The sequence below is a fragment of the Burkholderia diffusa genome (assembly GCF_902499115.1).
Lineage (GTDB): Bacteria > Pseudomonadota > Gammaproteobacteria > Burkholderiales > Burkholderiaceae > Burkholderia > Burkholderia diffusa.
Map to the genome: position 1 here is coordinate 11,690 of NZ_CABVPN010000027.1, position 26,312 is coordinate 38,001.

Annotated in this window: 25 protein-coding genes and 1 pseudogene; 7 read left to right on the top strand and 19 right to left on the bottom strand. The window is 66.2% G+C overall.

The features are described from left to right. Window positions 1–256: 256 nt before the first annotated feature. Window positions 257–1,636: a fosfomycin efflux MFS transporter AbaF gene (abaF, locus tag BTE28158_RS24845; protein ID WP_124629442.1), complete on the bottom strand. Its 1,380-nt coding sequence runs from the start codon at window positions 1,634–1,636 to the stop codon at window positions 257–259. A 591-nt stretch (window positions 1,637–2,227) separates the two neighbouring features. On the opposite strand from abaF, the gene BTE28158_RS24850 reads away from it, so the two are divergent. Beyond that, window positions 2,228–3,169, top strand: a complete 942-nt coding sequence (locus BTE28158_RS24850; RefSeq protein WP_059525958.1) for a dihydrodipicolinate synthase family protein — start codon at window positions 2,228–2,230, stop codon at window positions 3,167–3,169. Window positions 3,170–3,315: 146 nt separating this feature from the next. Here BTE28158_RS24850 and BTE28158_RS24855 read toward each other — a convergent pair whose 3' ends face one another. The 4 genes from BTE28158_RS24855 to BTE28158_RS24870 all read right to left on the bottom strand — a co-directional run bounded on the left by BTE28158_RS24855 (window position 3,316) and on the right by BTE28158_RS24870 (window position 7,971). After that, window positions 3,316–4,689: an MFS transporter gene (locus BTE28158_RS24855; RefSeq protein WP_059600660.1), complete on the bottom strand. Its 1,374-nt coding sequence runs from the start codon at window positions 4,687–4,689 to the stop codon at window positions 3,316–3,318. Window positions 4,690–4,911: 222 nt separating this feature from the next. Further along, window positions 4,912–5,253 (bottom strand): NIPSNAP family protein, encoded by a 342-nt coding sequence (locus BTE28158_RS24860; RefSeq protein ID WP_059600837.1) that lies wholly within the window; start codon window positions 5,251–5,253, stop codon window positions 4,912–4,914. 14 nt (window positions 5,254–5,267) lie between these two features. Then, window positions 5,268–7,049: an FAD-dependent oxidoreductase gene (locus BTE28158_RS24865; RefSeq protein WP_239007403.1), complete on the bottom strand. Its 1,782-nt coding sequence runs from the start codon at window positions 7,047–7,049 to the stop codon at window positions 5,268–5,270. Between the two features lie 85 nt (window positions 7,050–7,134). Further along, window positions 7,135–7,971, bottom strand: coding sequence for an SDR family NAD(P)-dependent oxidoreductase (locus BTE28158_RS24870; protein ID WP_151048048.1), 837 nt, complete (start codon window positions 7,969–7,971; stop codon window positions 7,135–7,137). Window positions 7,972–8,154: 183 nt separating this feature from the next. On the opposite strand from BTE28158_RS24870, the gene BTE28158_RS24875 reads away from it, so the two are divergent. Next, window positions 8,155–9,054, top strand: a complete 900-nt coding sequence (locus BTE28158_RS24875; protein WP_151048047.1) for a helix-turn-helix domain-containing protein — start codon at window positions 8,155–8,157, stop codon at window positions 9,052–9,054. Between the two features lie 78 nt (window positions 9,055–9,132). Here BTE28158_RS24875 and BTE28158_RS24880 read toward each other — a convergent pair whose 3' ends face one another. The 6 genes from BTE28158_RS24880 to BTE28158_RS24905 all read right to left on the bottom strand — a co-directional run bounded on the left by BTE28158_RS24880 (window position 9,133) and on the right by BTE28158_RS24905 (window position 14,013). After that, complete coding sequence (locus BTE28158_RS24880) at window positions 9,133–10,305, bottom strand: 4-hydroxybenzoate 3-monooxygenase (protein WP_151048046.1); 1,173 nt, start codon at window positions 10,303–10,305, stop codon at window positions 9,133–9,135. Window positions 10,306–10,449: 144 nt separating this feature from the next. Beyond that, window positions 10,450–10,704, bottom strand: coding sequence for a hypothetical protein (locus tag BTE28158_RS24885; protein ID WP_151048055.1), 255 nt, complete (start codon window positions 10,702–10,704; stop codon window positions 10,450–10,452). Between the two features lie 160 nt (window positions 10,705–10,864). Next, window positions 10,865–11,218: a hypothetical protein gene (locus BTE28158_RS24890; RefSeq protein ID WP_151048045.1), complete on the bottom strand. Its 354-nt coding sequence runs from the start codon at window positions 11,216–11,218 to the stop codon at window positions 10,865–10,867. A gap of 93 nt (window positions 11,219–11,311) precedes the next feature. Continuing rightward, entirely contained in the window at window positions 11,312–12,481 is a 1,170-nt protein-coding gene (ampC, locus tag BTE28158_RS24895; RefSeq protein WP_151048044.1) for a class C beta-lactamase, read from the bottom strand. Window positions 12,482–12,666: 185 nt separating this feature from the next. Further along, complete coding sequence (locus BTE28158_RS24900; RefSeq protein WP_151048043.1) at window positions 12,667–13,479, bottom strand: alpha/beta fold hydrolase; 813 nt, start codon at window positions 13,477–13,479, stop codon at window positions 12,667–12,669. Between the two features lie 102 nt (window positions 13,480–13,581). Beyond that, the gene (locus BTE28158_RS24905; RefSeq protein ID WP_151048042.1) at window positions 13,582–14,013 is read right to left on the bottom strand and encodes a hypothetical protein; all 432 of its coding nucleotides are present in this window, start codon (window positions 14,011–14,013) and stop codon (window positions 13,582–13,584) included. 391 nt (window positions 14,014–14,404) lie between these two features. Here BTE28158_RS24905 and BTE28158_RS32850 point away from each other — a divergent pair, with 391 nt between their 5' ends. Both BTE28158_RS32850 and BTE28158_RS24910 read left to right on the top strand, forming a co-directional pair. Then, entirely contained in the window at window positions 14,405–14,539 is a 135-nt protein-coding gene (locus BTE28158_RS32850; RefSeq protein WP_006750603.1) for a hypothetical protein, read from the top strand. Between the two features lie 144 nt (window positions 14,540–14,683). Then, window positions 14,684–15,442, top strand: coding sequence for a hypothetical protein (locus BTE28158_RS24910; protein WP_151048041.1), 759 nt, complete (start codon window positions 14,684–14,686; stop codon window positions 15,440–15,442). A gap of 168 nt (window positions 15,443–15,610) precedes the next feature. Here the strand turns inward: BTE28158_RS24910 and BTE28158_RS24915 are convergent, their stop codons facing one another. Next, entirely contained in the window at window positions 15,611–16,798 is a 1,188-nt protein-coding gene (locus tag BTE28158_RS24915) for a beta-propeller fold lactonase family protein (RefSeq protein WP_151048040.1), read from the bottom strand. A 264-nt stretch (window positions 16,799–17,062) separates the two neighbouring features. Here BTE28158_RS24915 and BTE28158_RS24920 point away from each other — a divergent pair, with 264 nt between their 5' ends. From BTE28158_RS24920 to BTE28158_RS24930, 3 genes and pseudogenes are all read left to right on the top strand, one after another. Next, window positions 17,063–17,701 (top strand): TetR/AcrR family transcriptional regulator, encoded by a 639-nt coding sequence (locus BTE28158_RS24920; protein WP_059600679.1) that lies wholly within the window; start codon window positions 17,063–17,065, stop codon window positions 17,699–17,701. Window positions 17,702–17,785: 84 nt separating this feature from the next. Further along, the gene (locus BTE28158_RS24925; protein WP_059600681.1) at window positions 17,786–18,478 is read left to right on the top strand and encodes a pentapeptide repeat-containing protein; all 693 of its coding nucleotides are present in this window, start codon (window positions 17,786–17,788) and stop codon (window positions 18,476–18,478) included. 211 nt (window positions 18,479–18,689) lie between these two features. Next, window positions 18,690–18,833, top strand: a pseudogene (locus BTE28158_RS24930) (polyamine ABC transporter substrate-binding protein); the annotation flags it as partial. Between the two features lie 42 nt (window positions 18,834–18,875). On the opposite strand, the gene BTE28158_RS24935 reads toward BTE28158_RS24930, so the two are convergent. The 7 genes from BTE28158_RS24935 to BTE28158_RS24965 all read right to left on the bottom strand — a co-directional run bounded on the left by BTE28158_RS24935 (window position 18,876) and on the right by BTE28158_RS24965 (window position 26,288). Further along, window positions 18,876–19,442, bottom strand: a complete 567-nt coding sequence (locus tag BTE28158_RS24935) for an SLOG cluster 4 domain-containing protein (RefSeq protein WP_151048039.1) — start codon at window positions 19,440–19,442, stop codon at window positions 18,876–18,878. Window positions 19,443–19,519: 77 nt separating this feature from the next. Beyond that, window positions 19,520–20,767, bottom strand: coding sequence for an MFS transporter (locus tag BTE28158_RS24940; RefSeq protein WP_151048038.1), 1,248 nt, complete (start codon window positions 20,765–20,767; stop codon window positions 19,520–19,522). A gap of 266 nt (window positions 20,768–21,033) precedes the next feature. Then, complete coding sequence (locus BTE28158_RS24945) at window positions 21,034–21,363, bottom strand: H-NS histone family protein (RefSeq protein WP_124904229.1); 330 nt, start codon at window positions 21,361–21,363, stop codon at window positions 21,034–21,036. Between the two features lie 760 nt (window positions 21,364–22,123). Beyond that, complete coding sequence (locus tag BTE28158_RS24950) at window positions 22,124–23,068, bottom strand: dTDP-4-dehydrorhamnose reductase family protein (protein ID WP_151048037.1); 945 nt, start codon at window positions 23,066–23,068, stop codon at window positions 22,124–22,126. Between the two features lie 163 nt (window positions 23,069–23,231). Beyond that, complete coding sequence (locus tag BTE28158_RS24955) at window positions 23,232–23,645, bottom strand: DoxX family protein (RefSeq protein ID WP_151048036.1); 414 nt, start codon at window positions 23,643–23,645, stop codon at window positions 23,232–23,234. Window positions 23,646–23,962: 317 nt separating this feature from the next. Then, window positions 23,963–24,946: a lysozyme inhibitor LprI family protein gene (locus BTE28158_RS24960; protein WP_239007400.1), complete on the bottom strand. Its 984-nt coding sequence runs from the start codon at window positions 24,944–24,946 to the stop codon at window positions 23,963–23,965. Window positions 24,947–25,403: 457 nt separating this feature from the next. Next, complete coding sequence (locus BTE28158_RS24965) at window positions 25,404–26,288, bottom strand: LysR family transcriptional regulator (RefSeq protein WP_151048034.1); 885 nt, start codon at window positions 26,286–26,288, stop codon at window positions 25,404–25,406. Between the last annotated feature and the right edge of the window lie 24 nt (window positions 26,289–26,312).

The following is a 26,312-nucleotide window of genomic DNA, read 5'->3' on the forward strand; positions in this document are numbered from 1 at the left end:
GGCGGCGTGGCTTCGCGCTGACGCGACATGTCGAGCAGGAGCGTCGCCGCTCTGGCGCGGGTCGCGGCTGCGCGCTCGCGATCCGTAGGAGACCGGTGCAATCCCTGAACGCGGCCGCGATCGTCAAGGTCGCCAGGCAATTCGTATAAGACCACCGACCGTCTTCCCCGCTCTCCCCGGGAAATCCGCGCTGAACCGAAAAAAGCCACCCTAGCGGGTGGCTTCGGTGCGTTCGACCGGGCTTCGGTCGCATACGTCACGCGTGGGTGCGCCGGCTCGCCTCGGCATCGACGTCGCGCAGCGACTTGCCGCGCGTTTCCTTTGCGAGGCCCACGCAAACGATCGAGATCGCCGCCGCCGCGACCAGATACAGTGCGATCGGCGTCGACGAGTGATAGCGCTCGAGCAACGACAGCCCGATCAACGGCGCGAGCGAGCCGGCCATCAGCGGCGCGACCTGGTAACACAGCGACAGCGCGGTATAGCGCACGTTGGTCGGGAACATCTCGGTCATCAGCGCCGAGTACGGCGAGTAGGTCATCGATTCGATGAACAGGCCGAGCACGATCGCGGCCATGATGATCCAGTCGTTGCCGGTGTCCATCATCGGGAACGCAACGAAGCCCCAGCCCGCGGTCAGCACCGCGCCGGTCAGGTATACGGGCTTGCGGCCGACGATGTCCGACATGAGCCCCATCAGCGGGATGAAGAAGAAGTGAATCGCGTTGGCGGCGAACATCAGCTTCAGGATCCGCGTGGTATCGAAGCCGACGACCAGCTTCAGATAGGTCAGCGAGAACGTGACGACCATGTAGTACAGGATGTTCTCGGCAAAACGCGCGCCGATGCCGATCAGCACCTGCCGCCAGTGGTACTTCAGCACGTGGCCCACGCCGAGCTGCCTTTCCTGCTTCTGCGCGCGGCGCGCCTGCGCTTCCTTGAAGATCGGCGCATCGTCGACCTTGCGGCGAATCCAGAAACCGATCAGCACGACCACCGCCGAGAACCAGAACGCCGCGCGCCAGCCCCACGCAAGGAAGTCGGCCTCGGACAGCGAGCTCGACAGCACCAGCAGGATAATGGTCGCGACCAGGTTGCCGGCCGGCACGCCGGCTTGCGGCCAGCTGGCCCAGTAGCCGCGGCGGTTGTCCGGGCTGTGCTCGCTGACCAGCAGGATCGCGCCGCCCCACTCGCCGCCGAACGCGAAGCCCTGGATCAGGCGCAGCGACACCAGCAGCACCGGCGCCCAGTAGCCGATCGCATCGAAGGTCGGCAGGCAGCCCATCAGGAACGTCGTGATGCCGACCACGATCAGGCTGACCTGCAGCAGATACTTGCGGCCGAACTTGTCGCCGTAGTAGCCGAACACCAGCCCGCCGATCGGGCGCGCGGCGAACCCCACCGCATACAGCGCGAACGCCGCGAGCAGGCCGTCGATCGGGTTGCCCGTCTTCTTGAAGAAGTGCGTGCCGAACACCAGCGCCGAGGCCGTTCCATACAGGAAGAACTCGTACCACTCCGCCACCGATCCGACCATCGACGCCGCGACAACCCGCTTCAATTCCCGTTTCGACGCCGTGTCCTGCACGGCCGTCGCACCACCAGGCGAGACTGCCTCGCCGACCTGACTTGTCATCTCCGTATCTCCTCTCGTTGTCTTCCATTTCCCTTGACGGGCCGGTTCGCGGGTAAGCGCGCCGAAAGATTTTATACAATATCCAATACACAATCCAAGCAATCTCAAAAATGCTTTCGGCGGAAATGCGACACGTCGGCGAGCCGCCGCCGGCCGTTCCGGGAGCCTGCGGGGGAACGGATTTCGGTCAGATGAAAGCGCGACGGGAACGGGCTTGCGCAACGCTGTTCGGGATTCGCGGGCATCCGGTGGAGCCGGGACGCGCATCGCGCCGCCTTCGCCGGGATCGCCCGCCATCCTCGCCGGAGGCCGCCGTGGCGCGGTTCGCCGCCGTCGCCGATGCCCCGAAACCAAGGCCTGTGTCACGCCCTTTTTATTTTATATTGTATAAAATATGCTGACTGGCTAGAATGCACTCGTCGATGGCTGACTTTCGGGCGAAACCGGAGGCAACGTTTCGGCACCGAGGCACGCAAGAGGTGGCCAGCCGCCGTCCGGATCACGTGAAGCACCGACGAGACGGCGAGCGCGCGTACTGCCCAGGTTGTGCCAGCAATGGCAGTTGACCCTATCTGAATGTGAGGAAACGAGATGAGCGACAACATTTTTACCGGCACCATTCCGGCCCTGATGACGCCGTGCACCGCTGACCGTCAGCCGGATTTCGACGCGCTGGTAAAGAAGGGCAAGGAACTGGTGGCACTCGGCATGCGCGCGGTGGTGTACTGCGGCTCGATGGGCGACTGGCCGCTGCTGACTGAAGCGCAGCGCCAGGAAGGCGTCGCGCGCCTGGTCGAAGCCGGCGTCCCGACGATCGTCGGCACCGGCGCGGTGAACTCGAAGGAAGCCGTGTCGCACGCCGCGCATGCCGCGAAGGTTGGCGCGCACGGCCTGATGGTGATCCCGCGCGTGCTGTCGCGCGGCGCATCGCCGGCCGCACAGAAGGCTCACTTCGCCGCGATCCTGAACGCCGCGCCGAACCTGCCGGCCGTGATCTACAACAGCCCGTACTACGGCTTCGCGACCCGTGCCGACCTGTTCTTCGAACTGCGTCGCCAGCACCCGAACCTGATCGGCTTCAAGGAATTCGGTGGTGCGGCCGACATGCGTTACGCAGCCGAGAACATCACGTCGCAGGACGACAGCGTGACGCTGATGGCCGGCGTCGACACGCAAGTGTTCCACGGCTTCGTGAACTGCGGTGCCGCGGGCGCGATCACCGGCATCGGCAACGCGCTGCCGCGCGAAGTGCTGCAACTCGTCGATCTGTGCAAGAAGGCCGCGCAAGGCGATGCGGTGGCGCGCGTCCGTGCAAAGGAACTGGAAGCGGCGCTGGCCGTGCTGTCCTCGTTCGACGAAGGCTGCGACCTGGTCCTGTTCTACAAGCACCTGATGGTGTTGAACGGCGACAAGGAATACACGCTGCACTTCAACGAAACCGATGCACTGAGCGACGCGCAACGGAACTACGCGGAAGCGCAGTACACGCTGTTCCGCAACTGGTACGCGAACTGGTCGAAGAGCATCGCGTAAGCGCGCTCGCACGATGCAGTGCAATATGCGGCCATGACACGGCTGCGTGATGGAAAGGGAAAGCCACGGATCGCTCCGTGGCTTTTTTTGTCTACGCCCCGCCCTGAATCAGCACGCCCGCACACGCTCGGCAGGCATCCGCCGCATCAGTGTTGCTGCACGGCCGCGCCGCTCGCGCGCTCCTGTTCCGTGAGTTCCGTGCGGCAGCGGCCGATCGCGTGCAACGCACCGGCCGCGACGAGCGCCGGTACCGCAAGCAGGCTGAACACATCGCCGAAGCGCCAGCCGAACCCCATCAGCATCGCGCCGGCGAACGCGCCGGCCACGCCGCCGATCCGTCCGATGCCGAGCATCCAGGCCACGCCCGTCGCGCGGCAACGCGTCGGATACAGGCTCGCCGCATAGGCCGACATCGACGTCACGGCGCTCGTCACCACGGTGCCGCACAGGAAGATCAGCGTGCCGAGCCACGCGGCATGCCCGATCGTGCGGCTCGCCACGAGCACCAGCAGCGCTGCGACGACATACGCAATCACGATCGTCCGGTTCGGATTGAAGCGATCCATCAGCCACCCGACACCGAGGTTGCCGAGCACGCCGCCCAGCGGGAACAGCGACGTCATCAGCGCGCCGCCTTCGGCGCTGAAGCCCGCATCGCGAAGCAGCGTCGGCATCCAGTTGGTCAGCAGGTAATAGATCAGCAGCCCCATGAAGTAGGCCGCCCACAGCATCAGCGTGCGCGAACGAAACTGCGCGGACAGCACCTGCGCGAGCGCGGACGCCCCGCCGGCCTGCGGGCGCGCGCCGGCGGCCACGAACGCACGGTCGTCGAAGCGCTCGTTCGGTGCGATCCGTGCGAGGATGCGCGCGATGCGCGCATGCGTGCCGGGTCGTGCCGCGAGATACTGCGCCGACTCGGGCAACAACATCACGAGCGCGACCGCCAGCGCGATCGGCCCGATGCCGCCCGCGGTCAGCACGCTTTGCCAGCCGAAGTGCGGAATCAGCCATGCCGACGTGATGCCGCCCACCGCGAGCCCGCACGAGAAGCCGCAGAACATCGCGTTGACGGCCACGCCGCGGATCCGGGCCGGCGCATATTCCGCCATCAGCGTGACGGCGTTCGGCATCGCCGCGCCGAGGCCGAGCCCGGTCAGGAAGCGAAAGGCGGTCAGCGCCTCGATCGACTGCGCGTGCGCGGACACGATGCTCCACGCGCCGAAGCACGCAACCGACAGCACGAGCACGGTCTTGCGGCCGAGCCGGTCCGCGCAGGGGCCGGCGGCGAGTGCGCCGATGCCGAGCCCGGCGAGCGCCGCGCTCATCACCGGGCCGAGCGCGCTGCGCGCGATGCCCCAGTCGTGGGTCAGCGCCGGCGCGATAAAGCCGATCGCGGCCGTGTCGTAGCCGTCGGCGGCCACGACCAGAAAGCACAGGATCAGGATCAGCCACTGGCAGGGGGAAAAGCGCTCGGCGTCGATGAACGACTGCACGTCGAGCGTACGCGGTTGGGTTTTCATCGTGTGTCTCCTTCGATCCGGTGCAAGACGGCGCTGATGCGCCGCACGCACGCGGACATCTCCATGTTCATGTTTCGTTGTAGGCCCGGCGTCCGGGTGACGTGCGCAGGTCAGCCAGGCGGCGAATCCCCGGCGCCAATGCCGTCCGCGCAGCTCGTCATCATTGCCACTCTCTCCATGCGAATGGCGTCCATGTCGTATCGGGGTGTCGTCGTCATGGGCTCAGCGCGTGAGGTACGCGAGGCTCGGGAACTCGACGCGGCGGATGATGCGGCTCTCCTGCGCGACGATCAGATGGCCGGACGCCTGCAGGTACGCGGGCCAGTCCGGATCGGCATCGCGCGCGGTGCGCCGCGCGTCGTAATCGGCGATGCTGTCGTAGCCCCACAGGTGGACAACCTGGTTCAAAGCGCCGATGTCGCTCATGTAGAAGCCGACGGGTGGGCCGAGATACTTCACCTGGATCGGCATCGCGAGTCGGTCGAAGATCTCGATGAATTCCGCCATGCCGCGCGGGCGGATCGTATAGATGCGATGGTCGATGAATGCTTTCGCGGTAGTCATGGTGTGCTCCGGGTTCACGCGGTCGCGCGCGCGTCGGCGGGATGCGCCACGGCAGCGCCCGGTGTCGGTTCGGTGAGGCCGGTCAGGTCGACGAGCCCCGCGATATGGCGCGCGCTCAGATAGCCGAACGTCATGATCGGACCGAGCGTGATCCCTGCACCCGGGTAGTTTCCGCCCATGATGCTGGCGCGATCGTTGCCGACCGCGTACAGGCCGGCGATCGGCCGGTCGTCGGCTGCCAGCACCTGCCCGACCGCGTTGGTGCGGATTCCGTCGAAGGTGCCAAGATCGCCCATCACGACCTTCAGTGCGTAATACGGCCCGTCGCCGAGCGGCGCCACGCACGGATTCGGACGATGGTCCGCGTCGCCGAGATAGCGGTTGAACGACGTCGTGCCGCGGCCGAATTCGGGATCCTCGCCACGCGCGGCATCGCGGTTGTAGCGCCGCACGGTTGCCTCCAGATTCGCCGCATCGATACCGGCCCGCTGCGCGAGTTCCGCCAACGTTCGGCCCTGCACGAGATAGCCGTTGCGCAGCAGCGGCCCGAGCGGCACCGGCGCGGGCTTCGCAAAGCCGAGCCCGTATTTGCGGATCGTTGCGCGATCGCACACGAGCCACATCGCCGTCTCTGTCTCGTCGCGACATGCGGCGATCATCGCCGCACCAACGTCATGGTAGGAATTCGATTCGTTCGCGAAACGCGTGCCGCGACGGGTCACGCCGATGACACCCGGCTTGTAGCGATCGAGCAGATGCGGAAACACCCCGAAACGGCCATCGCCGAGCGGCACGCGCGAAACGGGCATCCATGCGGCCGGTTGCGGATAGCGAATCTCCACGCGGCCGCCGGCCTGCTCGGCCAGCTTCGCGCCGTCGCCGGTGTTGCCGGCCGGCACGGGCGACACATGCACGCCGCCGCGCGCAACGTGTGGATACGCACGCGCGATTCGCGCGACGTCGTGCGAGAAGCCGCCGCTCGCCAGCACGACCGCACGGCGCGCGGTAATGCGATACGTCTCGCCATCCGCCCCGACCGTCGCGCCGGCGATGCGGCCTCCGTCGGTCACCAGTTCACGTGCGGGCGTGTTCGTCAGGATCGGGATCCCGAGGTCCAGCGCCGACTTCGCGAGTCGTGCAGCGAGCGCGTTGCCGCTCGTGATCTGCACGCCGCGCCGGTACAGCGCGAGATCCTTCAGATGCGCGGCGAGCCGCTTCGTCACGTACCACGCGGACTTGAGCGAGCGCGTTGCGTTGAAGAAATGCTTCAGGTCCGCATTCGACGAATTGAACATCATCCCGATAAACGTGATCGTCTTCAACGGCGGACGCAGGCGCTCGAGATCCTGCCCGAGCCGCCGCGCGTCGTACGGCGCGGCGACGACCGAGCGGCCGATGTCGACTCCGCCTGGCTGGTCCGGGTGATAGTCGGGATACAGCGTCGGGACGAATTTCACGTCCGTTTCGCGCTCGAAGAATTCGAGCATGCGCGGGCCGTGCTCGAGAAAGGCCTCGATTGCCGCGTCGTCACGGAACGCGCCCGTTTCGCCGCGCAAATACGTGCGTGCCGCCTCGCGCGTATCGCGCACGTCGTTTGCACTCGCGTGGCGATTGCCGGGGATCCACAGCACGCCGCCGGAAAACGCGGTCGTGCCGCCGAAGCACGCGTCCTTTTCGACGACGATCACGTCGAGGCCGGCCTTGCGCGCGGTAATCGCGGTGGACAGGCCGCCCGCTCCCGATCCGATCACGAGCAGATCGCACGTGACGTGCTTCGAACGATGCCGATCGTTCATCATGTCTTCCTCCATGGATGGAACAGCCGCGCCGCCACGCCGCCGAACGCGGCGTGTCCGCATCACGCGCGGCAATGTCGTTGAACTACCTTGCGCCGGCACCGGCCTCATAGCCAGGCCGCGGAACGAGATCCATCAGCATCGCGTCGAGTCCACCGTCGACCACCAGTTCCGCCCCGTTCACATACGCGGCGCGCGGGCTCGCGAGAAAGGCGACGACGTTCGCGATGTCGTCGGGGCGGCCGATGCGCCGGCTCGCGGTCATCGCGCTGCGTCGCGCCTCGATGTCGCCGCTCTGATAGAACGCTTCGGACAGCGGCGTGCGGATCATCCCCGGGCACACCGTATTGCTGCGGATGCCACGCGGCCCCCACTCCGCCGCCAGCTGCCGCGCGAGCATCGCGACCGCTGCCTTGCTCGCGCTGTATGCACCGCTATGCGTCTGCGGGTAGCGCGCCGCGATGGACGCGACATGCACCATCGAGCCCGAGCCGCGCGCCAGCATCGCGCGGCCGAACGCCTGCGAGCAGAGCATGTAGCCGGTGAGATTGACCTGCAGCATCGCGTTCCATGCGTCCAGGCTGATCGTCTCGATGCCGCCGGCACGCAACAGGCCGGCGTTGTTCACGAGTACGTCGACGGGGCCGAAATCGCGCTCGACGCGCTCCGCGGCCTGGCTCACGCTCGCCGCGTCGCCAATGTCACATTCGATCGCGACGACATCGCCGCCTGCCGTGCGCAGCCGCTCCGCGACGGCGATCGTCCTGTCCGCGTCGCGGTCGAGCAACGCCACCCGCGCACCGGCTGCCACGAGCGCTTCGACAATCGATGTACCGATGCCGCCCGCCGCCCCCGTCACGACACACACCTGCCCGTCGAGACGAAGCCAGTCCGCCTGTCGGGTGTCTGCTTGCGATATCATTAGGTTTCCTCTTTAAATAGGCTTGAAATGTCCGGATCGATCCGGCATACGCTGCCGGAACGTCGCGCGATGCGTCAGTTGCAAGCGCTACGTCGATGAGAAAAGTATAGAAGCGCGCATCGCGTGAAAACTGGACAAACGCCGCAAGCAACAGGACAATTTGTACACAGGAGGCCGCGCGGCATGAGGAGAATCCCTAACTACGATCTGTATGGCGAATCGGCTCGTCCGCCTTGGTACGACGCGTTCAACTTCGAATGGATACCGGAGCGCAGCCGGCCGAACGACTGGCATATCGCCGCGCACCGCCACGATGCGCTATTGCAGATTTTGTACATCCGCGGCGGGCACGGGCATGTCGTGATCGAGAGCGGGAAGCACACGTTCGCGCCGCCGTGCCTCGTGCTGCTGCCCGCGCAGACGGTCCATGCTTTCGAGTTCTCGCCGCAAATCGACGGCCTCGTGGTCACGGTCGTGCAGCACGCGCTGGAAAAGCTGGTCAAGACGGTCGCGCCGGGCGCGCTGTCGACCCTGCAACGTGCGGCGATGATTCCGGTCAAGGGGCCGGACGCGAGCGTGTCGATGCTGATGCCGCTGTTCGCGTTGCTCGAACAGGAATTCCGCAGCACGTCACGCGGCCGCGGCGCGGCCGGGATGGCGCTGCTCGTCGCGCTGGTCGTGCATGTCGCGCGCTTGAGCGATCTCGCGGCAGCGCCGTCGCATGCCGGCATCGACCGGCGCGGGACGTTGCTGCGACGTTTTCGCGAGTTGATCGACGCGCATTTTCGCGAGCATCGACCGGTGGAATTCTATGCGGAGCGGCTCGGCGTGACGGCCGCGCAGCTTGCGCGCGTCTGCCGCGAGGAGCTGGGGATTTCGACGACGGCGGTCGTCAACGCGCATCTGATCCGGGAAGCGCAACGCGAGCTGGTTTATTCGAATCTGAGCGTAAAGCAGATTGCGCACGAGATGGGCTTTGCGGACAGCGCGTACTTCAGCCGCTATTTCCGCAAGCAGACCAGCCAGACACCGGGCGAATTCAGGGAATCGGCCCATCGCGATCTGATGCCCGGCCAGTCTTGAACCGGCCCGATTCAGCCGGTGGAGCCGGTCGCGACGCCCGGGTGTCGCGACCGGAACAGCCGACCCGCTAGCGGCACGTCAGACCGCGACGGCACCGACGTAGTTTTCCGCCATCGCCATCGCCGCCGGGCGCGACGTCGTCACGTGCTCGAGCTCCGCGACCTGCAAACGCTGCTCGAACGGCGACGCGTCGTCGAGACGATGCATCATGCGCGTCATCCAGTACGAGAAGTGTTCGGCGCGCCAGATCCGGCGCAGCGCGGTTTCGCTGTATGCGTCGAGCAGGTCGGTGCGGTCTTCGTCATAGAACGCCTGCAACGCGGACGTCAGGATGCGCACGTCGGACACCGCGAGATTAAGGCCCTTCGCGCCGGTCGGCGGCACGATATGCGCGGCATCGCCGGCGAGGAACAGCCGGCCGTGCTGCATCGTCGTCGACACGAAGCTGCGCATGCCGACGATGTTCTTCTGGAAGATCCGGCCTTCCACGACCCGCTGGCCGTCGGCGGAATCGACACGCGCATGCATCTCCGCCCAGATACGATCGTCGGACCAGTTGTCGACCGAATCCTTCGGGTCACACTGGAAATACATGCGCTGCACGTTCGGCGAACGCGTGCTCACGAGCGCGAAGCCGCGCTCGTGGCGCGCATAGATCAGTTCGTCCGACGACGGCGGCGCTTCGACGAGAATGCCGAACCAGCCAAACGGAAAGACCCGTTCGTAGTCCTGCCGCAATTCGGCTGGGATCATCGTGCGCGACACGCCCTGCGAGCCGTCGCAGCCGATCACGAAATCGCAGTCGAGCGTCTGTTCGACACCATCGTGCACGAAGCGGATCGACGGTGCATCGGTCTCGATGCCGGAAATCGTCGTCCCGGATACGTTGAAGTATGGCGCACCGCCGGCCGCGACACGCGCGGCCACGAGATCCTTGAGCACCTCGTGCTGCGCGTAGACGGTAATCGCCTTGCCGGTCAGTTCGGTGAGATCGATGCGGCGGCGCTTGCCTTCGAACGCGAGTTCGAAGCCGTGATGCAGCGCGCCTTCCGCTTTCATCCGGTCGCCGACACCGGCTTCGGTCAGCACGTCCATCGTGCCCTGTTCGAGCACGCCGGCGCGAATGGTGGACTCGATCTGTTCGCGACTGCGCGACTCCAGGACGACCGACTCGATGCCGCGCAGATGAAGAAGATGGGAAAGGAGCAGGCCCGCGGGCCCCGCGCCGATGATGCCGACTTGCGTACGCATGAATGTCTCCGGGTGCAATTGATTTTGCGCAAGTTTGGCGGCGGCACGCGCTATCCCGCAATGCGATATCCGGAATATGGACTATCTCGATAATAGATAAAGGCCGGATGCGCTTCACGCCATCCGTGGCGTGTACCCGCTCGGTCAGGGTTTCACCGTCGCCAGGCGCGACTCCATCCCGTCGATCTTCGCGAGCAGGCCATTGGCGAGTTCCGTCACATGGCGCGGCATGCCGGGGATCGCCAGCAGCGCTTCGATCCGCCCGCGCCAGTAACTCGGACGACTCACACGCATCGCACACGGCATCGCCGCATCGCCGCTATCGGCATCGCTTTCCAGCAGCGCGACCATTCTCTCGATATGAGAGAGCTCGCGCTCCACATAGTCTCTCGTGAGCATCTGATCGATACCCCCCGCAACACTGCCTTGGCCTGTCGTCATCGCCGCGTCACCGCATGGTCTTTTCGGGGAACGCGTCGTACTCGCTTCCCGTCACGGTACGCGCGCTCTGTGTCAGAACACCGCCGATCCGCGCAACGATTTAGTTCATATCATCGGATCATTGCCGCGTGGCCTTCGAAACGTCGCCGTTGTGCCGCGTCGGTTGCATCCGCACTGCGATCCTCAGTTGACGATCGTAGATGCTCCGCCTCGCGACGGCATCCACAATATTGAGGATGACTGCTTGAATCGATCGCACCGCATCCGCGCGATGCGGCGCGTGCGGCAATCTGGGAATGGGGATATCCAAGGCACGCTCATGCGTGCGGAAATGGCCATCACGACCGACATCGGCAGCGGCACGCACGGCGTGCGCATTGGCACCATGCGCAGCAAGATCAAGGCGATCGTCGCAAGGACGGGCGTGAGAGGAAGCGCGGGTCTCGGCACGCTGTGCGGCGACCGAACCCACTCAGCGGCGCCGGCCGCGCATGCCCTTGCCTGCCGGCGGTTCGCGCACTCGTCCGGTCCAGTTGCCGGACCACGCGGGCCGACGCGACTCAGGTTACGGCTTGCCGTGCAGCGACTCGACGATCCCGTACGCGGTCTTCACGCGATCCTCGATCGGGAAGCTGCGGTTCGCGAGCATCACGATCGCGATCCGCTTCGCGGGAACGTACGCGACATAGGCGCTGAAGCCGTTGGTCGACCCCGTCTTGTTGATCCACGTGTCCGCGCGCGGCGCGAGCGGCGGCTCGAGTTCGGTCGCGGGTGTCGCGTTGTGGAGCATCGGCGGCGTATTCCCCGCGAGCAGCGTCGGCAACGCGACCGGATACGGATACTGTTCCCAGATCAGGTCCTGCGTGAACGGGCCCGCACGGAAATAGCCGGTATGCGTGCGTTCGAGCGCGCGCTGCAGCCGCGGCGACGTTTCGACGAGCCCCATGTTCGCCTGCACGAAGCGCAGCAGGTCGGCCGCCGTCGTCCTGACGCCGTACGCCGGCTGCCACAGCATGCCGCCGGTCATCCGGATCGGCTTGCCGTCCTGCGTATAACCCTGCGCATAATCGGCCTGGCGTGCGGCGGGCACGTCGATGTAGGTATGCGTCATCCCGAGCGCGGGGAACAGCCGCTGTTCCATCAGCACTGTGAAGTCTTCATGCATCGCCTTCGCGGTGAGAAAACCGAGCATCCCGATCGCGACGTTCGAGTACGTGCGACGCGTGCCCGGCGCGTACGCAGGCCGCCACGCGTCGAGATAACGCATCAGGTCCGCGTCGTCGCGGATGCTGTCCGGCACCTGCAGCGGCATTCCGCCGGGCGTATGCGTGCCGAGATTGAGCAGCGTGACGACGCCGAACGGCTTGCCCTGCAGCGCGGGGAGGTACTTGCCGGCCGGGTCCGAGAGCGACAGCTCGCCGCCTTCCTGTGCGTTCGCCGCAAGCGTCGCGGTCAGCGTCTTGCTGACGGAGCCGATCTCGAACAGCGTCTCGCCGGTCACCGGCTTGCCGGTTTGCGTCGACATCACGCCGTAGTCGAACACATAAGGCTTGCCGTCGACGACGACGCCGATCGCCATGCCGGGAATGGCAAACTGCTTCATCAGCGGCGCGACGTGGCGGGTCACGGTATCGTGAATTTCGTCCTGCGTGGCAGCGGCCGCGCGGCCAGCCATGGCAGCGGCGCACGCGGCGACGAACAGGGTCGCGGCGATGCGGATCGCGTTGAATCGCATGATTGCGGTTCCTTCGATTTTATGATGGTTGCGTGAACAACAGGTCCGGCCGCGCCGCGCGAGGACCGTGGGCAGCCGGCCTGTCGAGCAGGACTATCGCCCGCCGGCTGCTCGCCAACAATCGATGAAATTTTGCGCGAGCCTAAAGAAAATCTTATGCGGCGCGTGAACCGGCCATGCGGACGTCAGTCCGGCAACCGGTCGAGAAATGCCAGCATCGCGGTGTTGAAGCTCGCCGGCCGCTGCAGCGGCGCGAAGTGGCTCACGTCCGGCAGGATCGTCAGCGTCGCGCCCGGAATCGTGTGTGCGAGATACGCTGCATGGTCGAGGCGGATGAATTCGTCGTGCTCGCCCTGCACGATCGCGACCGGCACGGCGATCGCCGCGAGGTCGGCCGCGCTGTAATCCGGTTGCGTGCGCATCATTTCGCTGACGGCCGCGACGAACGCATCGAACTCGCCCGGCGTCGCGGACAGCCGCACGTAGTCCTTGCGGTGCCGCGCGAAGCAGCGGTCGATCAGCGGGCCCGGCACCATCTCCTTTGCGCCGCCCGGATCCATGTTGCACGCAAAGAAGAACACGCCCGCCGCACGCTCCGGCGCGCGGGCAGCCAGCACGAGCGACACGCACGCGCCGTCGCTCCAGCCGACGAAGCGTGCGCGCCCGATGCGCAGCGCATCGAGCACCGCGAGCACGTCGGAGGCCATGCGTTCGTAGGAATAAGGGCGATCGTCGCGCGTGCTGCGACCGTGGCCGCGGCTGTCGATCACGATCGCGCGGTAGCCGGCCGCGAGCAATGCCGGCACCTGGTTACCCCAGTTGCCGCCGTGACCGAGGCCGCCGTGCAGCAGCACGACCGGCGCGCCATGGCCGAACGACGCGTGCCAGATGCGCGCGCCGTCGTGGTCCAGCCATCCTTCGGTGTCGGCCGCCGGCAGCGGCGTGCCGCCTTGCGCGTCGAAGCGGACGAGATCGTCGTCGGTGAATTCCGCATTCATCGTTCTGCCGTCCTTTCGAGGGAGACGAGCTTCGGATTGTAATGCGCGGGGTGGCGTGCCGCGACGCGTGCGCGCGCGGCGGAACGATGCGGCGCCGTGCCGTCAGGCCTGCGTCGACACCAGCCCGCCGGACGTCGAGCCGCCCGACTTCTGGATCGCCTGCGCGAGCTGCGCGATCGCCGTCGACAGCGCGGCGGAAATCGTGCTGGCTTCCGCGCTCAGCGTCTGCTGCTCGATCGCCGCGGCCGGATCGTTCTTCGCGCGCTGCGCGGCGGCCGCCATTTGCTGCTGCACTTGCGCAAGCTGTTTCTGCAAGCGCTCGATGAGTTGCTTGAGCTGCGTGACTGCGGGATCCGCGGCCGAGGATCCCGACGCGCCCTGCGTCTGCCCCGCGCCGCCTGCCGGCGCGGCGCTGCCCGTCGACGACGACGCGGTGGACGTCGCCGTCGACGCGGCACCGGTGCCGGACGGGTTGGCAGTCGCCTGACCGGTGGCAAGCGAAGTCTGAGCGGCGGAAGAAAGATCGATCTGCATCGTGTCGGTCCGTAATGAGTGTGCAACTCGGGTTGGTTGAACAGGGAATACCTTGCAACTTGTTTACGGTATTCGTCAGATAAAACTTTAGCCCCGACCTCCGAAGTACCTTGAAGCGGCGGTTGCCAAGCGCGTACGGTCGATTGTCGCGAAGGGGCCAGATTAGCCGACCGTCGACGCTGGTAAAATCGCCCGCTGGCCTGCTGCCGCAGCACACCGGCTGCTTCCGGCAAGGTCTCGCGGGCTACCCCCGCGTTAGCGCCCGCCCGGTCGGGCCCGATACGCGATGCCCTCCGGCGCCGTCGATGCGCGAGCCCCGCGCCCGCATCGACATGACGACGCGCCGACTCCGGCACGCACGCCCTTCATCACGCATTTCGAGGAACTCACGATGGCCCGCATCGGCGCCTTCTGCCTGACCACGTGGCTCGCTGCCGCGATTCTCTATTTCGGCCAGCATTCGGTCGCGATGATTGCGCTTAGCGGCGTGGTCGTATTCGGCGGATTCGACCTGTTGCGTCCGTAACGGCGACGGCGCGTGCAGCGACGCGATTTGCCGCTGCGCTGAAAAATGCCGACCGGCGGGCCGTGACGCAGCGTAAGATGCTGGTCGGAATCGTCATCCTCGCGCAGTGCGAACACGGCAATCACCCACGACCGCCATCCGACCATGAAACAAGGCATTTTCGTCGCCACGCCCGCTTACGGTGGCATGTGCTATCTGCCCTACGTGAACGGGTTGCTGGAGCTTCAGCGTGCGTGCCTGAGTGCCGGCCTCGCGTTCGAATACTTCTACGTGAGCGGCACCGCATTGTTGCATCAGCAACGAAACGTCGCGGTCGAGCGTTTCCTGCATAGCGGCCTGTCGCACATGATGTTCATCGATGCGGACATCGGCTTTCGCGGCAGCGACGTGATCCGGATGTTCGAACAGCAGCACGACGTGATGCTCGGGCTGTATCCGTCCAAGAGCATCAACTGGCCGGCGGTCGCCGAGGCCGCGCGCTCGGATCCGTCGGCACCGCCCGAACGGCTCGCCTTGTTCAGCTCCGATTACAGCCAGACCGTGTATGCGGTGGACGGTGCAGCGCCCCGGATCCAGCTCGATTCGGTTTCCGAAATCCACTCGGGCGGCGCCGGTCTGATGATGATCGCGCGCGGCGTGTTCGAGAAGATGGCGCAAGCTTTTCCCGAGACGAAGGTCCAGTTCCCGCCGAGCTATCAAAACCTGTCGCCGAATTCGACCACCATGTACGAGCATTTCGAATTCCTGAGGGAACCCGACGGTCGCTCGCTGTCGGAGGATCTGTCTTTCTGCAGGAAATGGCGGATGTGCGGGGGCAAGCTGTATGCGTGTTCGTGGTTCAAGACCGTCCACGTGGGCGTTCATCTTTATGAAGGCAACCTGCCGGCGTTGCTCGGTCAATGACCCGCGGGCGCGAACGGCTGGCGCTGCGCGACGCGTAGCGGCGCGAGCCGTCCGGCTTGCGGAAGGCGGCTGACCGCCGCCAGCGCCGCAGCGTCGAGCTGCGTGCGCAGCCCCGCATCCCGGGCTGGTCGATGCGCGCATCGACCAGCCCGTCAACGCTTCAACACATTACCGCGGCAACGTCCTCAACGACGACGGCCCGCCCGACAGCGCAATGCGCTTGCCCGTGTCGCGCAGCTTGCCGCCTTCGACCGCATACAGCGCGAGCTGGCGCTCGACGTTGAACTGCACGATCACGTGCCGGCTATCGGCGGTAAACGCGATGCCCTGCGCGGCTTCGCCGCCCGGCACTTCACTCGTCTGCACCGCACGACCGTCGCGGATCTCGAACAGCACCACCTTGCCGAGCTTGCGGCGGCCCGGGTTGTCGGCCGTCAGGTTCGAGCCGTCCATCGCCTGCACGGCGATCCACTTCCCGTTCGGCGAGATCGCGACGCCCTCCGGCAGCGACGGCACCGTCAGGTACTGGACCGTGCGGAACGGCGTGCGCGACACGTCGATCAGCGCGACCGAATCCGCATCGCCCGCGAGCGTGCCCGTGTAGCCCGGCAGCCCCGCGAGGCCGACGTTGCTGACGACGGCCCAGCGATTGTCGCTCGACACGTCGATCGTATAGGGCGCGACGCCCGTGCTCAGTCGTGTGCCGCTGTCGGTCACCTTGCCGTCGTCGACGTTCAGCACCGCGACGCCCTGCTCGTCGCGCAGCGACACGAGCGCATGCTTGCCATCGTGCGTGAAGCTGATCCCCGCGAGCCGCTTCTTGCCGATCTTCAGGTTGCCGTCGAGCGTCACCTGCGTCCCGTCGATCCGCAGGATCGACACGCTGCCGTCGAGGTTCGCCACCAGCGCGAGCCGGCCCGATCGGTCGATCACGACCCCCTGCGGGTGCGTGCCGAGTTCGATACGCGTGATCGCCGGCGGCGACGCATCGAGGTCCACGACCTGCAGGAACGTGTCGTACACGAGCTGCTTCGCGTTCATGTCGTAGCGCGTCGGCGCGCCGACCAGCGCGAGCTTTGCGCCCGGCGCGATCGCGACGGCCTGCGGCGGCCCCTGGATGCCGTTCTCGACATCGACCTGCAACGCGACCTTCGGCGGAAATACGCTCGCGTCGAGCAGCGTCAGCGTGTCGGCGGGCGGTGACGCGAGATAGGTATCGCGCCCTTCGACGCGCTGGTACTTGCCGTCGTTGCCGGACACGATCCAGTCGGCCGCGTGCGCGGCGACGGCAGTGGTGACGAGCGTCAGCGCGGCGAGCAGGCGGGCGCGACGAAGGCGAAAGAGATTCGAATGCATGGCGGTCGGTTCTCCGGATCGGTTGCGGACGCAATGATTCGCACGGCCCTGCTGCTCGACGGGCCGATGCAACCGCATGATGCACGAAAGCGCGCGAATCCGGCGTCTCGCGCCCGCCGCTCAAGAATGCGCCGGGCGGGTTGATGCGCCCAACGCTATGTCACAGACTAATTAATTTGTGACAAAGTATGCGAGAATTCCGAACCGACGCATCCGGTCGGCACACCGGCACACGCCGCGCAACGCACGGCATCGAGGAAAAGGATGGATCGGCAACTGCGCTGGGGCGACGCCAGCAGGATGGACAGTGTCAACGACGGGCGAAATGCAATCCTGCGCGCGACGCTCGACGCGATGATCGAGCACGGGATCGACCGTCTGTCGATCGACGACGTCGCACGTCGCGCGAACATTTCTCGACGCACGCTGTACCGCTATTTCGGCACGAAGAAGGAACTGATCCAGGGCGTGATCGGCGTCGAGAATGCCGCTTTCTTCGACGAGATGCAGCGCGCGCTTACCGGCTTCGAGCACGACTTCGAGGCCTATTGCGAGGAAAGCGTGTGCTTCGCGGTGCGCTACCGCGATCGTCATCACGGCGGCTTTCACCACAACTATCTCGCCACGAGCGTCTCGACGGAAGTGTTCGGCTACATCGTCGAGAACGTCGCGCCGATGTGGCAACGCGTGCTGGAACAGCCGTACCGCGAATACGCTGCCCTGCATGGCGCGCAGGTGCCCGCACTTGACAACGTCATCGCGCTGATCAGCCGCATCGCGCTGGCGTACTCCCTGATTCCGGCTGACGAGCAGGCAATGCGCGCGCAGATGCGCATCCTGTGGACGTTCCGGCGCGAGCCGGCCGGCAAGCCGGCCGCGGCCAGGATGAAGGCGGCGCGCTGAACGGCAGCGCGCGCGATGTCGCGCAACCCGGCCGATGCCATCCGATACCGGCCACGTACCTTTCAACTCACACTGGATTTCCCCATGACGACTTGCGGAGCTTCCGTCTCCGGCCGAACACTCGATCGCGCCGACTTGCTGCTTCTCGTCGAAGGCTCGCCCGCGCCGATTCGTCTCGAAGACTGCGACCTCGAAGGCGCGGACCTGTCGCGGCTCGATTTGCGCGGCGTGCGGTTCGAGCGCTGCGCGCTCGCGGAAGCGTCGTTCGTCGGCGCGACGCTCGCGCAGACCGCGTGGATTCGCTGCCGCGCGCGCCAGGCGAGCTTCGCGTCGGCCGATCTCGAGGACGCGCAGTTTCAGTCCTGCGATCTCAACAACACGAGCTGGCGCCGCAGCAAGCTCGGCTCCGCACGCTTCGACGAATGCAGGCTCACCGGCGCCGACTTCGAGGAATGCAAGTCGCTCGGCATCGAATTCTCGAACACGCTGCTGGTCGGCGCGAGCCTGCGCCGTTTCTCGTTCCGGAAGACGCGGCTCGTGGCGCTCGACTTCTCGGATGCCGATCTCGCCGGCACGGACTTTCGCGACGCCGTGTTCGAAGGCGGCAGCCTGCGCAACGCGCATCTGAACGACGTACGGTTCGATGGAGCCGACCTGCGCGACGTGGAGCTCGGCGGCACGCCGAAGCTGCTCGCGTCGGGCGTGCTGCGCGGCGCGACCATCTCGTATGACCAGGCCGCGATGCTGATCGAGAATCTGGGGATCCGGGTCGCTTGACGACTGCACACGCATTTCTTCGCGTCGCGGCCGATATTCGCGACTTCGCTCGCGAGCCGCGCATGCGGCAAATGCCGCCCGGCAATCTGTCGAATATTCTCATCACGTCAGCGGCATTCCGACCGGCGCATGTCACGCATGCCCCGTGCGCTCGTATTCGCCGACCGAACCCATCGGCACTCGAATGACTAGGGAAAATCCTGAAACATCCTTCGTGAAGCCCGCGATCGCGCGCGATCCGTCGGTCTATCCGGCCGACGAGGTACTGAGCAAGATGACGCTGCTCAAGCCGATGCGGCCGGAGATTCGCCGGCTCCAGAACCGGTTGTGTGCGCAACTGAAGACCGGACGCTGACGGGGCAGCTCGCGTCAGACAACGGCGGGACAGCCACGGCCACTATCCCTGCGCCCGCTCCGCATGCGGCAACGCCGCCGCGCACGTTGCGTCGATGAACCGGATCACGTCGTCGAGCGACGACGTGCACGTCGCGCCCGCGGCGCGTTCCCGAAACTCGCCTTCCGGCCCGAGGCAGATGAGCGGCTTGCGCCAGCGCTGCGCGAGCGCGATCTCCTCGGCCGTCCCGTGCCCGCCGGGCAGCGCGACGATCAGGTCGCTGCTCAGCACGTTCACGTAGTTCCGGTTGATGGTGTGCGGATCGGCGCCCGGTTCGCGGCGCGGCAGCGGCGTGAGGATCGGGATCTCGACGAACGGATGCGGATAGCCGTCTAGCGGCACGAAGCCCGCGTGCGGATCGGCCTGCGTCGGCACGATGCCGATCGACCGGCCGGCCCGCCCCGGCACGCCGACGAATGCGCGCGCGACCGCCAGCATCACGCCCTGGCCGCCACCCGTCAGCAGGTTGAAGCCGGCCTGCGCGAGCCATGCGCCGAGCGGCTCGGAAAACGTGAGCCATGGTTCCTTGCCCGAGCCCATCACGCCGATCGTTCGGTTGTTGCGTTGCATCGTGAATTCCGGTGATGAAATTGATCTGAACCGTGCCGTGGCGCCGGGTCGCGAAACCCGGCGCGCGCCGCGCAGCATCATTCGAGTTCGACGCCCTTGAGTTCCGGGATCAGGAACAGCGTCGCGACCATGTCGAGCACGTAGAGGCCGGCGAGCAGCGCGATCGCTGTCTGGTACGAGTAGTGCGCGGCCAGCGCGCCAACCGCCACCGGCCCGAAGCCGCCGACCGCGCGGCCGATGTTCCACAGCACGTTCTGCGCGGTCGCGCGCGCGGCGGTCGGATAGCCTTCGGACATCAGCGTGCCGTAGCCGCCGACCATCCCGTTGACGAACATCCCCATCAGCGCGCCGGCCCACAGCATCGCCGTCGGATCCGACAGCCGCGCATACACGATGACCGTCACGACCGAACCGAGCTGGTACAGCAGGAACGTCGGCTTGCGGCCGATGCGATCGGCGAGCTGCCCGAACACCCAGACGCCGATCATCATCCCGACGACGGTCGCCGCCGTCCATAACCCCGACTTCGTCAGCGAGAAGCCCATCTGCTTCGACAGAAAGGTCGGCAGCCAGATCATGATCCCGTAGTAGCCGAAGTTCTGGACCGAGCACAGGATCACGATGCCGAGACTCGTGCGCGCGGTGCGGGCGTCGGCGACGAGCATCCGGAACGCGTTGGCACGCGGCCGCGTCGCGCGCTGCACGAAGACTTCCGGCTCGTGCAGCCGGTTGCGCAGCATCCACGCGAGTAGCGCGGGCAGCACGCCGACCACGAACATCCCGCGCCAGCCGACATGGAGCAGCAGCATCGGCGTCAGCAGCGCGGCGAGCAGCACGCCGGCCTGCCAGCCGAGCGCGACGTAGCACGAGACGCGTGCCCGCTTGCTGGCCGGCCACGCTTCGGCCGCGAGCGCCATGCCAATTCCGAACTCGCCGCCGAGGCCGATGCCCGCGATGGTCCGATACACGAGCAGATCCCGGAAACCCTGAGCGAACGCGCACAGGCCGGTGAAGACCGCGAACAGCATAATCGTCCAGGTCAGTACCCGCACGCGGCCGTAACGATCGCTCAGGGCACCGAACAGAATGCCGCCCGCGACGGCACCGATCAGCGTCCACGTGACGAGCGCGCCGCCCTGCCCGGGCGTCAGCTGCAATGCCGCCGTGATCGCCGGCAGCATGAAGCCGAGGATCAGCAGGTCAAAGCCGTCCATCGCATAGCCGATCGCCGAACCGGCCAGCGCCTTCCACGCGTATGCCCCGACCTGCTCGTCGCGCGGCGCCGCCAGATCGCCAAGCGCCGAAGATTTCATGTTTGCTGCCATGGTGTCCTGCCGGAAATGTCCGGGCGACATTCTAAAGCCTGTTCCCGCGCATGACGGGCGCCGGACGCGCACGCGGAAAGCGCCGCGCTGCCCGCTTCCGGAAATGGAAGCAGGCAGCACATGAAATGAATCTGAAAGATATTGAAGCCGGCGATCCCGCAGTCAGGCGGGACACCAAAAGAACGCGATGAAGCGGGTGTTGCGAGGCCGACGTCGCCTCCGGCGCGGGTCGAACGACACCGGAGCGGTGCCGGTGCGGTGCAGCCTCAGCCCTGATCGTCGCCGGGCCACCAGGTCTTGGCTTCGCGATCGACGAGCAGCGTATCGAGATCCTTGCCTTCGAGCCATTTGGGTCGCGGGCCACGGCCCGACCACGAGCGGCCGGTCGTCGGATCGTAATACTTGGCAGGCGCCTTGCGTTTTCGCTGGACGATGTAGCCGAGGGCGCTCAGCACTTCCTGCTGCGAGATGCCCAACAACTCGACCTGCTCCTTGAATGCCGCGAGCGCGGCTTGCTTCTCCTTCTGCTTGGCTTCCGACAGCTTGATATTCAGGTCCCGAAGTTGTGCTTCGAGATCCCGCAGAGCCTGGGTCATGTATTCATCCTCTTTGGGCATGTTTTTATTCAAAAAACCTCCGATGGCCGAACCTATCACGAAGTTCCGCCAATCGGTGTTGCGATATGTGACTCGTTGGCCTGGACCTGTAAGATTTTCGAAGTGTGCCGAACGCCACGCCGTCGTCGAAAACCGCACGGGATCGGCACGCAACACATGACGCGCCGCGTCCAAGCGCGCGGCGAGCCATCGGTGACGACCTCCTCGCCACCTTGCGCCGCGCCCGGGCACAGGCGCGGCATGCCGCGAATGATAGCAGTGCGCATCCGTCATGTTCGAGGACTTTTGCGGTCCGGCGCACACTTGCCTGCGCCAGCCGGCGAGCGTCGACGCCGGTGCGGCGATTTGCGTGCCGAAGCTGCACGCGTGCGTGTAGTGATGCAGCGGCGAGTCGCAGCGCATGGAACGTGTCGACATCGATATGGACGACGTAACGTTCCATTTCTCCGGGTGACGCGGCAAGAAAGCTGTCGGCCTCGCCCGGAGCGGGCACGCGCGAGGTCGCGCGCGCGATCGCATCCGAGACGAAGACACGTCACGATGGGTCCTCTCTTGCTCTCGTGATTTTTCGAATGCGTCAGGGCGTCGGCGAACCGGACACACCACCACGCGGCCCCGACGCTTCCCGCCAAACGGGAATATTGCGCGGTGGCGTGTCTTGCCTTGCACCCGCGATGAGCGGCCGCTTCCACGCGTTGCGGCATCTCGGTGCGACGTCACACCATGCAACCCGCCGCGCTTACGGCAGCCGCGGCGCGTCGCGCAGCACGGCTTGCAGCCCTGTCGCGAACGGCGTCGCATGATCGATCCCGAGTGCGCGCACGCGCGATGCATCCAGGTGGCAATTGTACGGACGCGGCGTCGCATCGGCCGGCGTGTCGATCGGCGCAAGCGCCGCGTCGACGCCGAGCGCGGCCGCGATCCGCTGCGCGATGTCGTACTTCGTCATCGGCTCCTCGCCCGACCAATGACGGATGCCCGTGACGGGCGAGCCCGCGAGATGGCGCAGCGTCAGGTCGCGGATGACCGCCGCGACGTCGGGCGTGTAGGTCGGATAGCGGATCGCCCATGCGTCCATCCCGACTGCGTCCGCGCCCGGTCGCGCGGACGCGACGATCGCCGGCACGAGGCTCGTGACGGCCGACTCGCGCCAATCGACAATCGGGCCGTAGAGCAACGGCAGCCGCAGCACGCAGGCAAGCGGCGACGCGGCGAGCAATGCGGCCTCGCCTTCCAGCTTGGTACGGCCGTAGATGTTCAGCGGGTTCGGCGCGGCGTCTTCGCGGTACGGCGCAGCCTTGCCGTCAAATACGTAGTCGGTGGAGATGCCGAGCGTCCACGCGCCGTAGCGCGCGGCGAGCGCGCCGATGCGGGCCGGTGCGTCGACGTTGATCGCGCGCGCGGCCGCGGGGTCGCGTTCACAGACGTCCGGGCGACGTTCGGCGGCGCAGATGATTACGGCGGCCGGGCGACGGGTTGCAAAGAGGTGTTCGAGCGCCGGCTGATCGAGCGCGTCGAGCCGGACGACGTTTTCCGGCGGCAAAGCGAGCCGCCGTGCGCCCGCGGTGTCCGGATTGCGGATCGTTCCGATCGGCGTCAGCGACGATTCGCGGGACAGCGATGCGGCAACCGCGCGGCCGAGCAGGCCGGACGCGCCGATGAGGAGGATGGTCGGATGCGACACGGTAGCCAACGATGAAAGGGGATGAGGGCCCCCAATCTATACGAGAACATGCGGCCGATGTCGATTTCGATCGCACGTCGATGACGTGCGATCGATGAAAACAAGGCCCGGTGCGCGATTCCGCGCACCGGGCCCGTCGTGCGGCACCAAGCCTCGCGCCCGCTTACTTCCGGTCGAACGAATAGCGCCCCGGCCCGCTCACCGCGAGCAACAGCAGGCCGCCGATGATGCTGATGTTCTTGTAGAAGTTGATCATCGCGAGGTATTGGTCCATGCCCTGCAGCGCCCAGTAGCGATGCCCGATCAACGCGGTCGCGAGCGTATAGACCGCGAACACCAGCGCGAGCGGACGCGTATAGAACCCGACCGCGATCAGCGCGCCGCCGAGCAGCTCGACCGCCACCGCGATCACCGCCGACAGCTCGGGCGACGGTGCGCCCGTCGATGCCATGTACGCGACCGTGCCCGAGAAGCCGTTCAGCTTCTGCCAGCCGAACAGCACGAACAGGATCATCATCAGCACGCGAGCCGCCAGCAGCAGCTCGTCCTTCTTCGACTCCAGCGAAATGTAACGCATAGCAATCACCTTGAATTGACGGTTTGACGCATTCGGTGCCGATGGCCGCCGCAACGGCGAACCCACGGATCGGCAACGAACCCGCCTCGCACGATCGAACTGCGGGCCAGCCGGCCCGCTGCCGAAGAATCCGTCCGGTCGCGCCGTCATGGCGCGCTGCGGTGCGGTTCTGGCGAAGCACGGGTGCAGTCTACTGTCTCACCGGAAATCATCAATCCGCCGAAACAAGATTGGCTGTCGCTATGTAGTGGACAATTGTCACGCAACAAACACATTATTGCGGCCGGGCACATCGGCCGGCGCGCCAGGCTGCCGGATCACATCAAATCGACCGGCAGCGTCTTGTCGAGATTGTCGTGCCATGCGCGAATGGTCTTCGGCACGGTCTTTTTCCACGCCGGCGCGCTGGTGTAATAGCGCATCCGCACCTTGTCTTGCGCATCGAACACGAGCAGACCGATCCACAGATCGGTACCCCGGCGCATCACGATTGCGGCGTTCGTCGTCGCGATGCCGCGTACCCAGTACGACTTCACGCCGGCATTCAGGCCGTCGAGATCCTGTTCGTCCGCGCTGGAATTGACCGTGTCGACGAGCGTCTGATAATCGGCGCCGAGCAGCTTGTGCGCGATCGCGTTCTCCCGCGCATCGGCCAGCACCTTCAGGGTCACGAGATCCGGCGCCTGACTCGCCTGCGCCTTCGACGCCGTCACGTAGTCACCCGAATACACAACGCCCGCACCGGCGCCGCAATCGGCATCGCCGCCCTGCTGCGCGACCTTCAAGTGCCCGCCCTTGCGGCTGAAATCGAGCCGGCATCGATCCTGGCGAAACGTGCCACTGTCGCCGTGCAGTTCGATATCGCCGCTGAGACCACCGGTATTCGCGCCGTTGTTGCCGCCCAATTCGAAGTGAAGACGCGGTGCCGTGCCGGTGAACGTCAGCACGCCGCCGAACGACGGGTTCGCGCTGTCGCGATACCACGTCTGCTGCCACCGATCGGGGGCAAGCGGTGTGCCGTTCAGGCTCGCGAGCCGCTCGCGATAGCGGTCGCCGAGGCACGGCGCATCGTTGCCGCAGCGATCGCGCTGCTTGAGCCATTTCAGCTGCGCGGCCTTCAGCGCGGCCGTATCGCCGCCTTTCGTGAGCACCCTCTTCCACGCAGCCGCCAGTTCGCCGTCGAGCGACGACAGCCCGGCGTCCGCACAGATGGCCTTTTCGGTCGGCGAAGCGGCTTTCGCGCAATCGAAGCCGGCCGCATGCGCGGCCATCGACGAGATCGTGAGCACTGCAAACATCATGACGGATCGCAGATTCGCACGCCGCGCATGCCGGCGGTGAAGCGTGGCTTGCCCTCGCTCGCCCGCGCGAGCATTCGATCGATTCTTCATTGTCATTGGACTGGACTCGTCGTGAATGGCGGTGAGTAGAAGCTACGTGCTCGATGCGATTCGCGGTAAAAACACCCGGCCCGCCATGCACTGCCGGCCGTCGCCCCCGGCGAAGCCTAACGCGAATGCGCGCCGCCGATCAATCGCGCGGCGCCGCGCGCGAGCGAATGGAAAACCGTCCGACACCGGCACGCGAGCGCCGAAACGAGACCATCGGCGCGCTCGACGCACGGGCCCGCATGCCGGCCGCCGACGAGCTCACGCCACTCGCCATGCCGCTCGACGGAAGCCGTCGCGACTCCCACCGCGCGCGCAACGTCTCCTTCGTCGGGTCAAAAAAAACGCCACCCGACGCACACCGCGCCCGCTACCTCCGCGCGCCCAACCGCTCCGCCAGAAACCCGATGAAGGTGCGCAGCGTGACGAACCCTTCCCGGTGTTGTGGAAACACCGCGTTCAGCGTGATCGGCGACGGCGCATACGCGTCGAGCACCGGCACGAGCGCGCCGCTGTCGAGCGCCGCGCCGACGATGAAATGCGGCAGCAGCGCGATGCCGAGCCCCGCGATCGCCGCGTCGCGCACGACTTCGCCGTTGTTCGCGACGAGCGGCCCCTGCACATCGAACGTGCGCGACGCGCCGGCGACCCGGAATTCCCAGCCGACGCGCCGCTCGCGCCCATACATCAGACACGTGTGGCCGGCGAGGTCGGCCGGCGTCGCGGGCGTGCCGTGCCGCTTCAGGTAAGCGGGGCTCGCGCACGCGATCATCTCCCACGCGCCGAGCGGGCGCGCGATCAGCGTCGAATCCTCGAGCGTGCCGATCCGCAGCACGAGATCGAAGCCCTCACCGATCAGGTCGACCCGCCGGTCGGTCAGGTCGACGTTGAGCCGCACGGCCGGATGCGCGGACAGGAATTCGGCGATCAGCGGCGACACGTGCGTGATCCCGAACGACAGCGGCGCGCTGATCTTCAGCGAGCCGTGCAACTCGGTGCTGCGCACCGACATCGCCTGCTCGGCGTCGGCGACCTCGGCGAGGATCCGCTGCGCGCGCGCATAGAACTCCTGCCCCGATTCCGTGACCGCGAGATTGCGCGTATTGCGATGCAGCAAGCGCACGCCGAGCGCTGCCTCGAGCGCCATCGTGCGCCGGCTCACGAACTGCTTGGACAGCATGAGTTGATCGGCCGCCGCCGTGAAGCTGCCCGCATCGACAGTCGCAACGAAGATCCTCAGGTCGTTGAGTTCCATATTGTCCACTCCAAAGTGACAGTC

Bases quoted from the DNA above. Each gene is read 5' to 3' on its own strand.
- abaF (WP_124629442.1), bottom strand. From the start codon at position 1,636: ATGACAAGTCAGGTCGGCGAGGCAGTCTCGCCTGGTGGTGCGACGGCC.
- BTE28158_RS24850 (WP_059525958.1), top strand. From the start codon at position 2,228: ATGAGCGACAACATTTTTACCGGCACCATTCCGGCCCTGATGACGCCG.
- BTE28158_RS24855 (WP_059600660.1), bottom strand. From the start codon at position 4,689: ATGAAAACCCAACCGCGTACGCTCGACGTGCAGTCGTTCATCGACGCC.
- BTE28158_RS24860 (WP_059600837.1), bottom strand. From the start codon at position 5,253: ATGACTACCGCGAAAGCATTCATCGACCATCGCATCTATACGATCCGC.
- BTE28158_RS24865 (WP_239007403.1), bottom strand. From the start codon at position 7,049: ATGAACGATCGGCATCGTTCGAAGCACGTCACGTGCGATCTGCTCGTG.
- BTE28158_RS24870 (WP_151048048.1), bottom strand. From the start codon at position 7,971: ATGATATCGCAAGCAGACACCCGACAGGCGGACTGGCTTCGTCTCGAC.
- BTE28158_RS24875 (WP_151048047.1), top strand. From the start codon at position 8,155: ATGAGGAGAATCCCTAACTACGATCTGTATGGCGAATCGGCTCGTCCG.
- BTE28158_RS24880 (WP_151048046.1), bottom strand. From the start codon at position 10,305: ATGCGTACGCAAGTCGGCATCATCGGCGCGGGGCCCGCGGGCCTGCTC.
- BTE28158_RS24885 (WP_151048055.1), bottom strand. From the start codon at position 10,704: ATGCTCACGAGAGACTATGTGGAGCGCGAGCTCTCTCATATCGAGAGA.
- ampC (WP_151048044.1), bottom strand. From the start codon at position 12,481: ATGCGATTCAACGCGATCCGCATCGCCGCGACCCTGTTCGTCGCCGCG.
- BTE28158_RS24900 (WP_151048043.1), bottom strand. From the start codon at position 13,479: ATGAATGCGGAATTCACCGACGACGATCTCGTCCGCTTCGACGCGCAA.
- BTE28158_RS24905 (WP_151048042.1), bottom strand. From the start codon at position 14,013: ATGCAGATCGATCTTTCTTCCGCCGCTCAGACTTCGCTTGCCACCGGT.
- BTE28158_RS32850 (WP_006750603.1), top strand. From the start codon at position 14,405: ATGGCCCGCATCGGCGCCTTCTGCCTGACCACGTGGCTCGCTGCCGCG.
- BTE28158_RS24910 (WP_151048041.1), top strand. From the start codon at position 14,684: ATGAAACAAGGCATTTTCGTCGCCACGCCCGCTTACGGTGGCATGTGC.
- BTE28158_RS24915 (WP_151048040.1), bottom strand. From the start codon at position 16,798: ATGCATTCGAATCTCTTTCGCCTTCGTCGCGCCCGCCTGCTCGCCGCG.
- BTE28158_RS24920 (WP_059600679.1), top strand. From the start codon at position 17,063: ATGGATCGGCAACTGCGCTGGGGCGACGCCAGCAGGATGGACAGTGTC.
- BTE28158_RS24925 (WP_059600681.1), top strand. From the start codon at position 17,786: ATGACGACTTGCGGAGCTTCCGTCTCCGGCCGAACACTCGATCGCGCC.
- BTE28158_RS24935 (WP_151048039.1), bottom strand. From the start codon at position 19,442: ATGCAACGCAACAACCGAACGATCGGCGTGATGGGCTCGGGCAAGGAA.
- BTE28158_RS24940 (WP_151048038.1), bottom strand. From the start codon at position 20,767: ATGGCAGCAAACATGAAATCTTCGGCGCTTGGCGATCTGGCGGCGCCG.
- BTE28158_RS24945 (WP_124904229.1), bottom strand. From the start codon at position 21,363: ATGACCCAGGCTCTGCGGGATCTCGAAGCACAACTTCGGGACCTGAAT.
- BTE28158_RS24955 (WP_151048036.1), bottom strand. From the start codon at position 23,645: ATGCGTTACATTTCGCTGGAGTCGAAGAAGGACGAGCTGCTGCTGGCG.
- BTE28158_RS24960 (WP_239007400.1), bottom strand. From the start codon at position 24,946: ATGATGTTTGCAGTGCTCACGATCTCGTCGATGGCCGCGCATGCGGCC.
- BTE28158_RS24965 (WP_151048034.1), bottom strand. From the start codon at position 26,288: ATGGAACTCAACGACCTGAGGATCTTCGTTGCGACTGTCGATGCGGGC.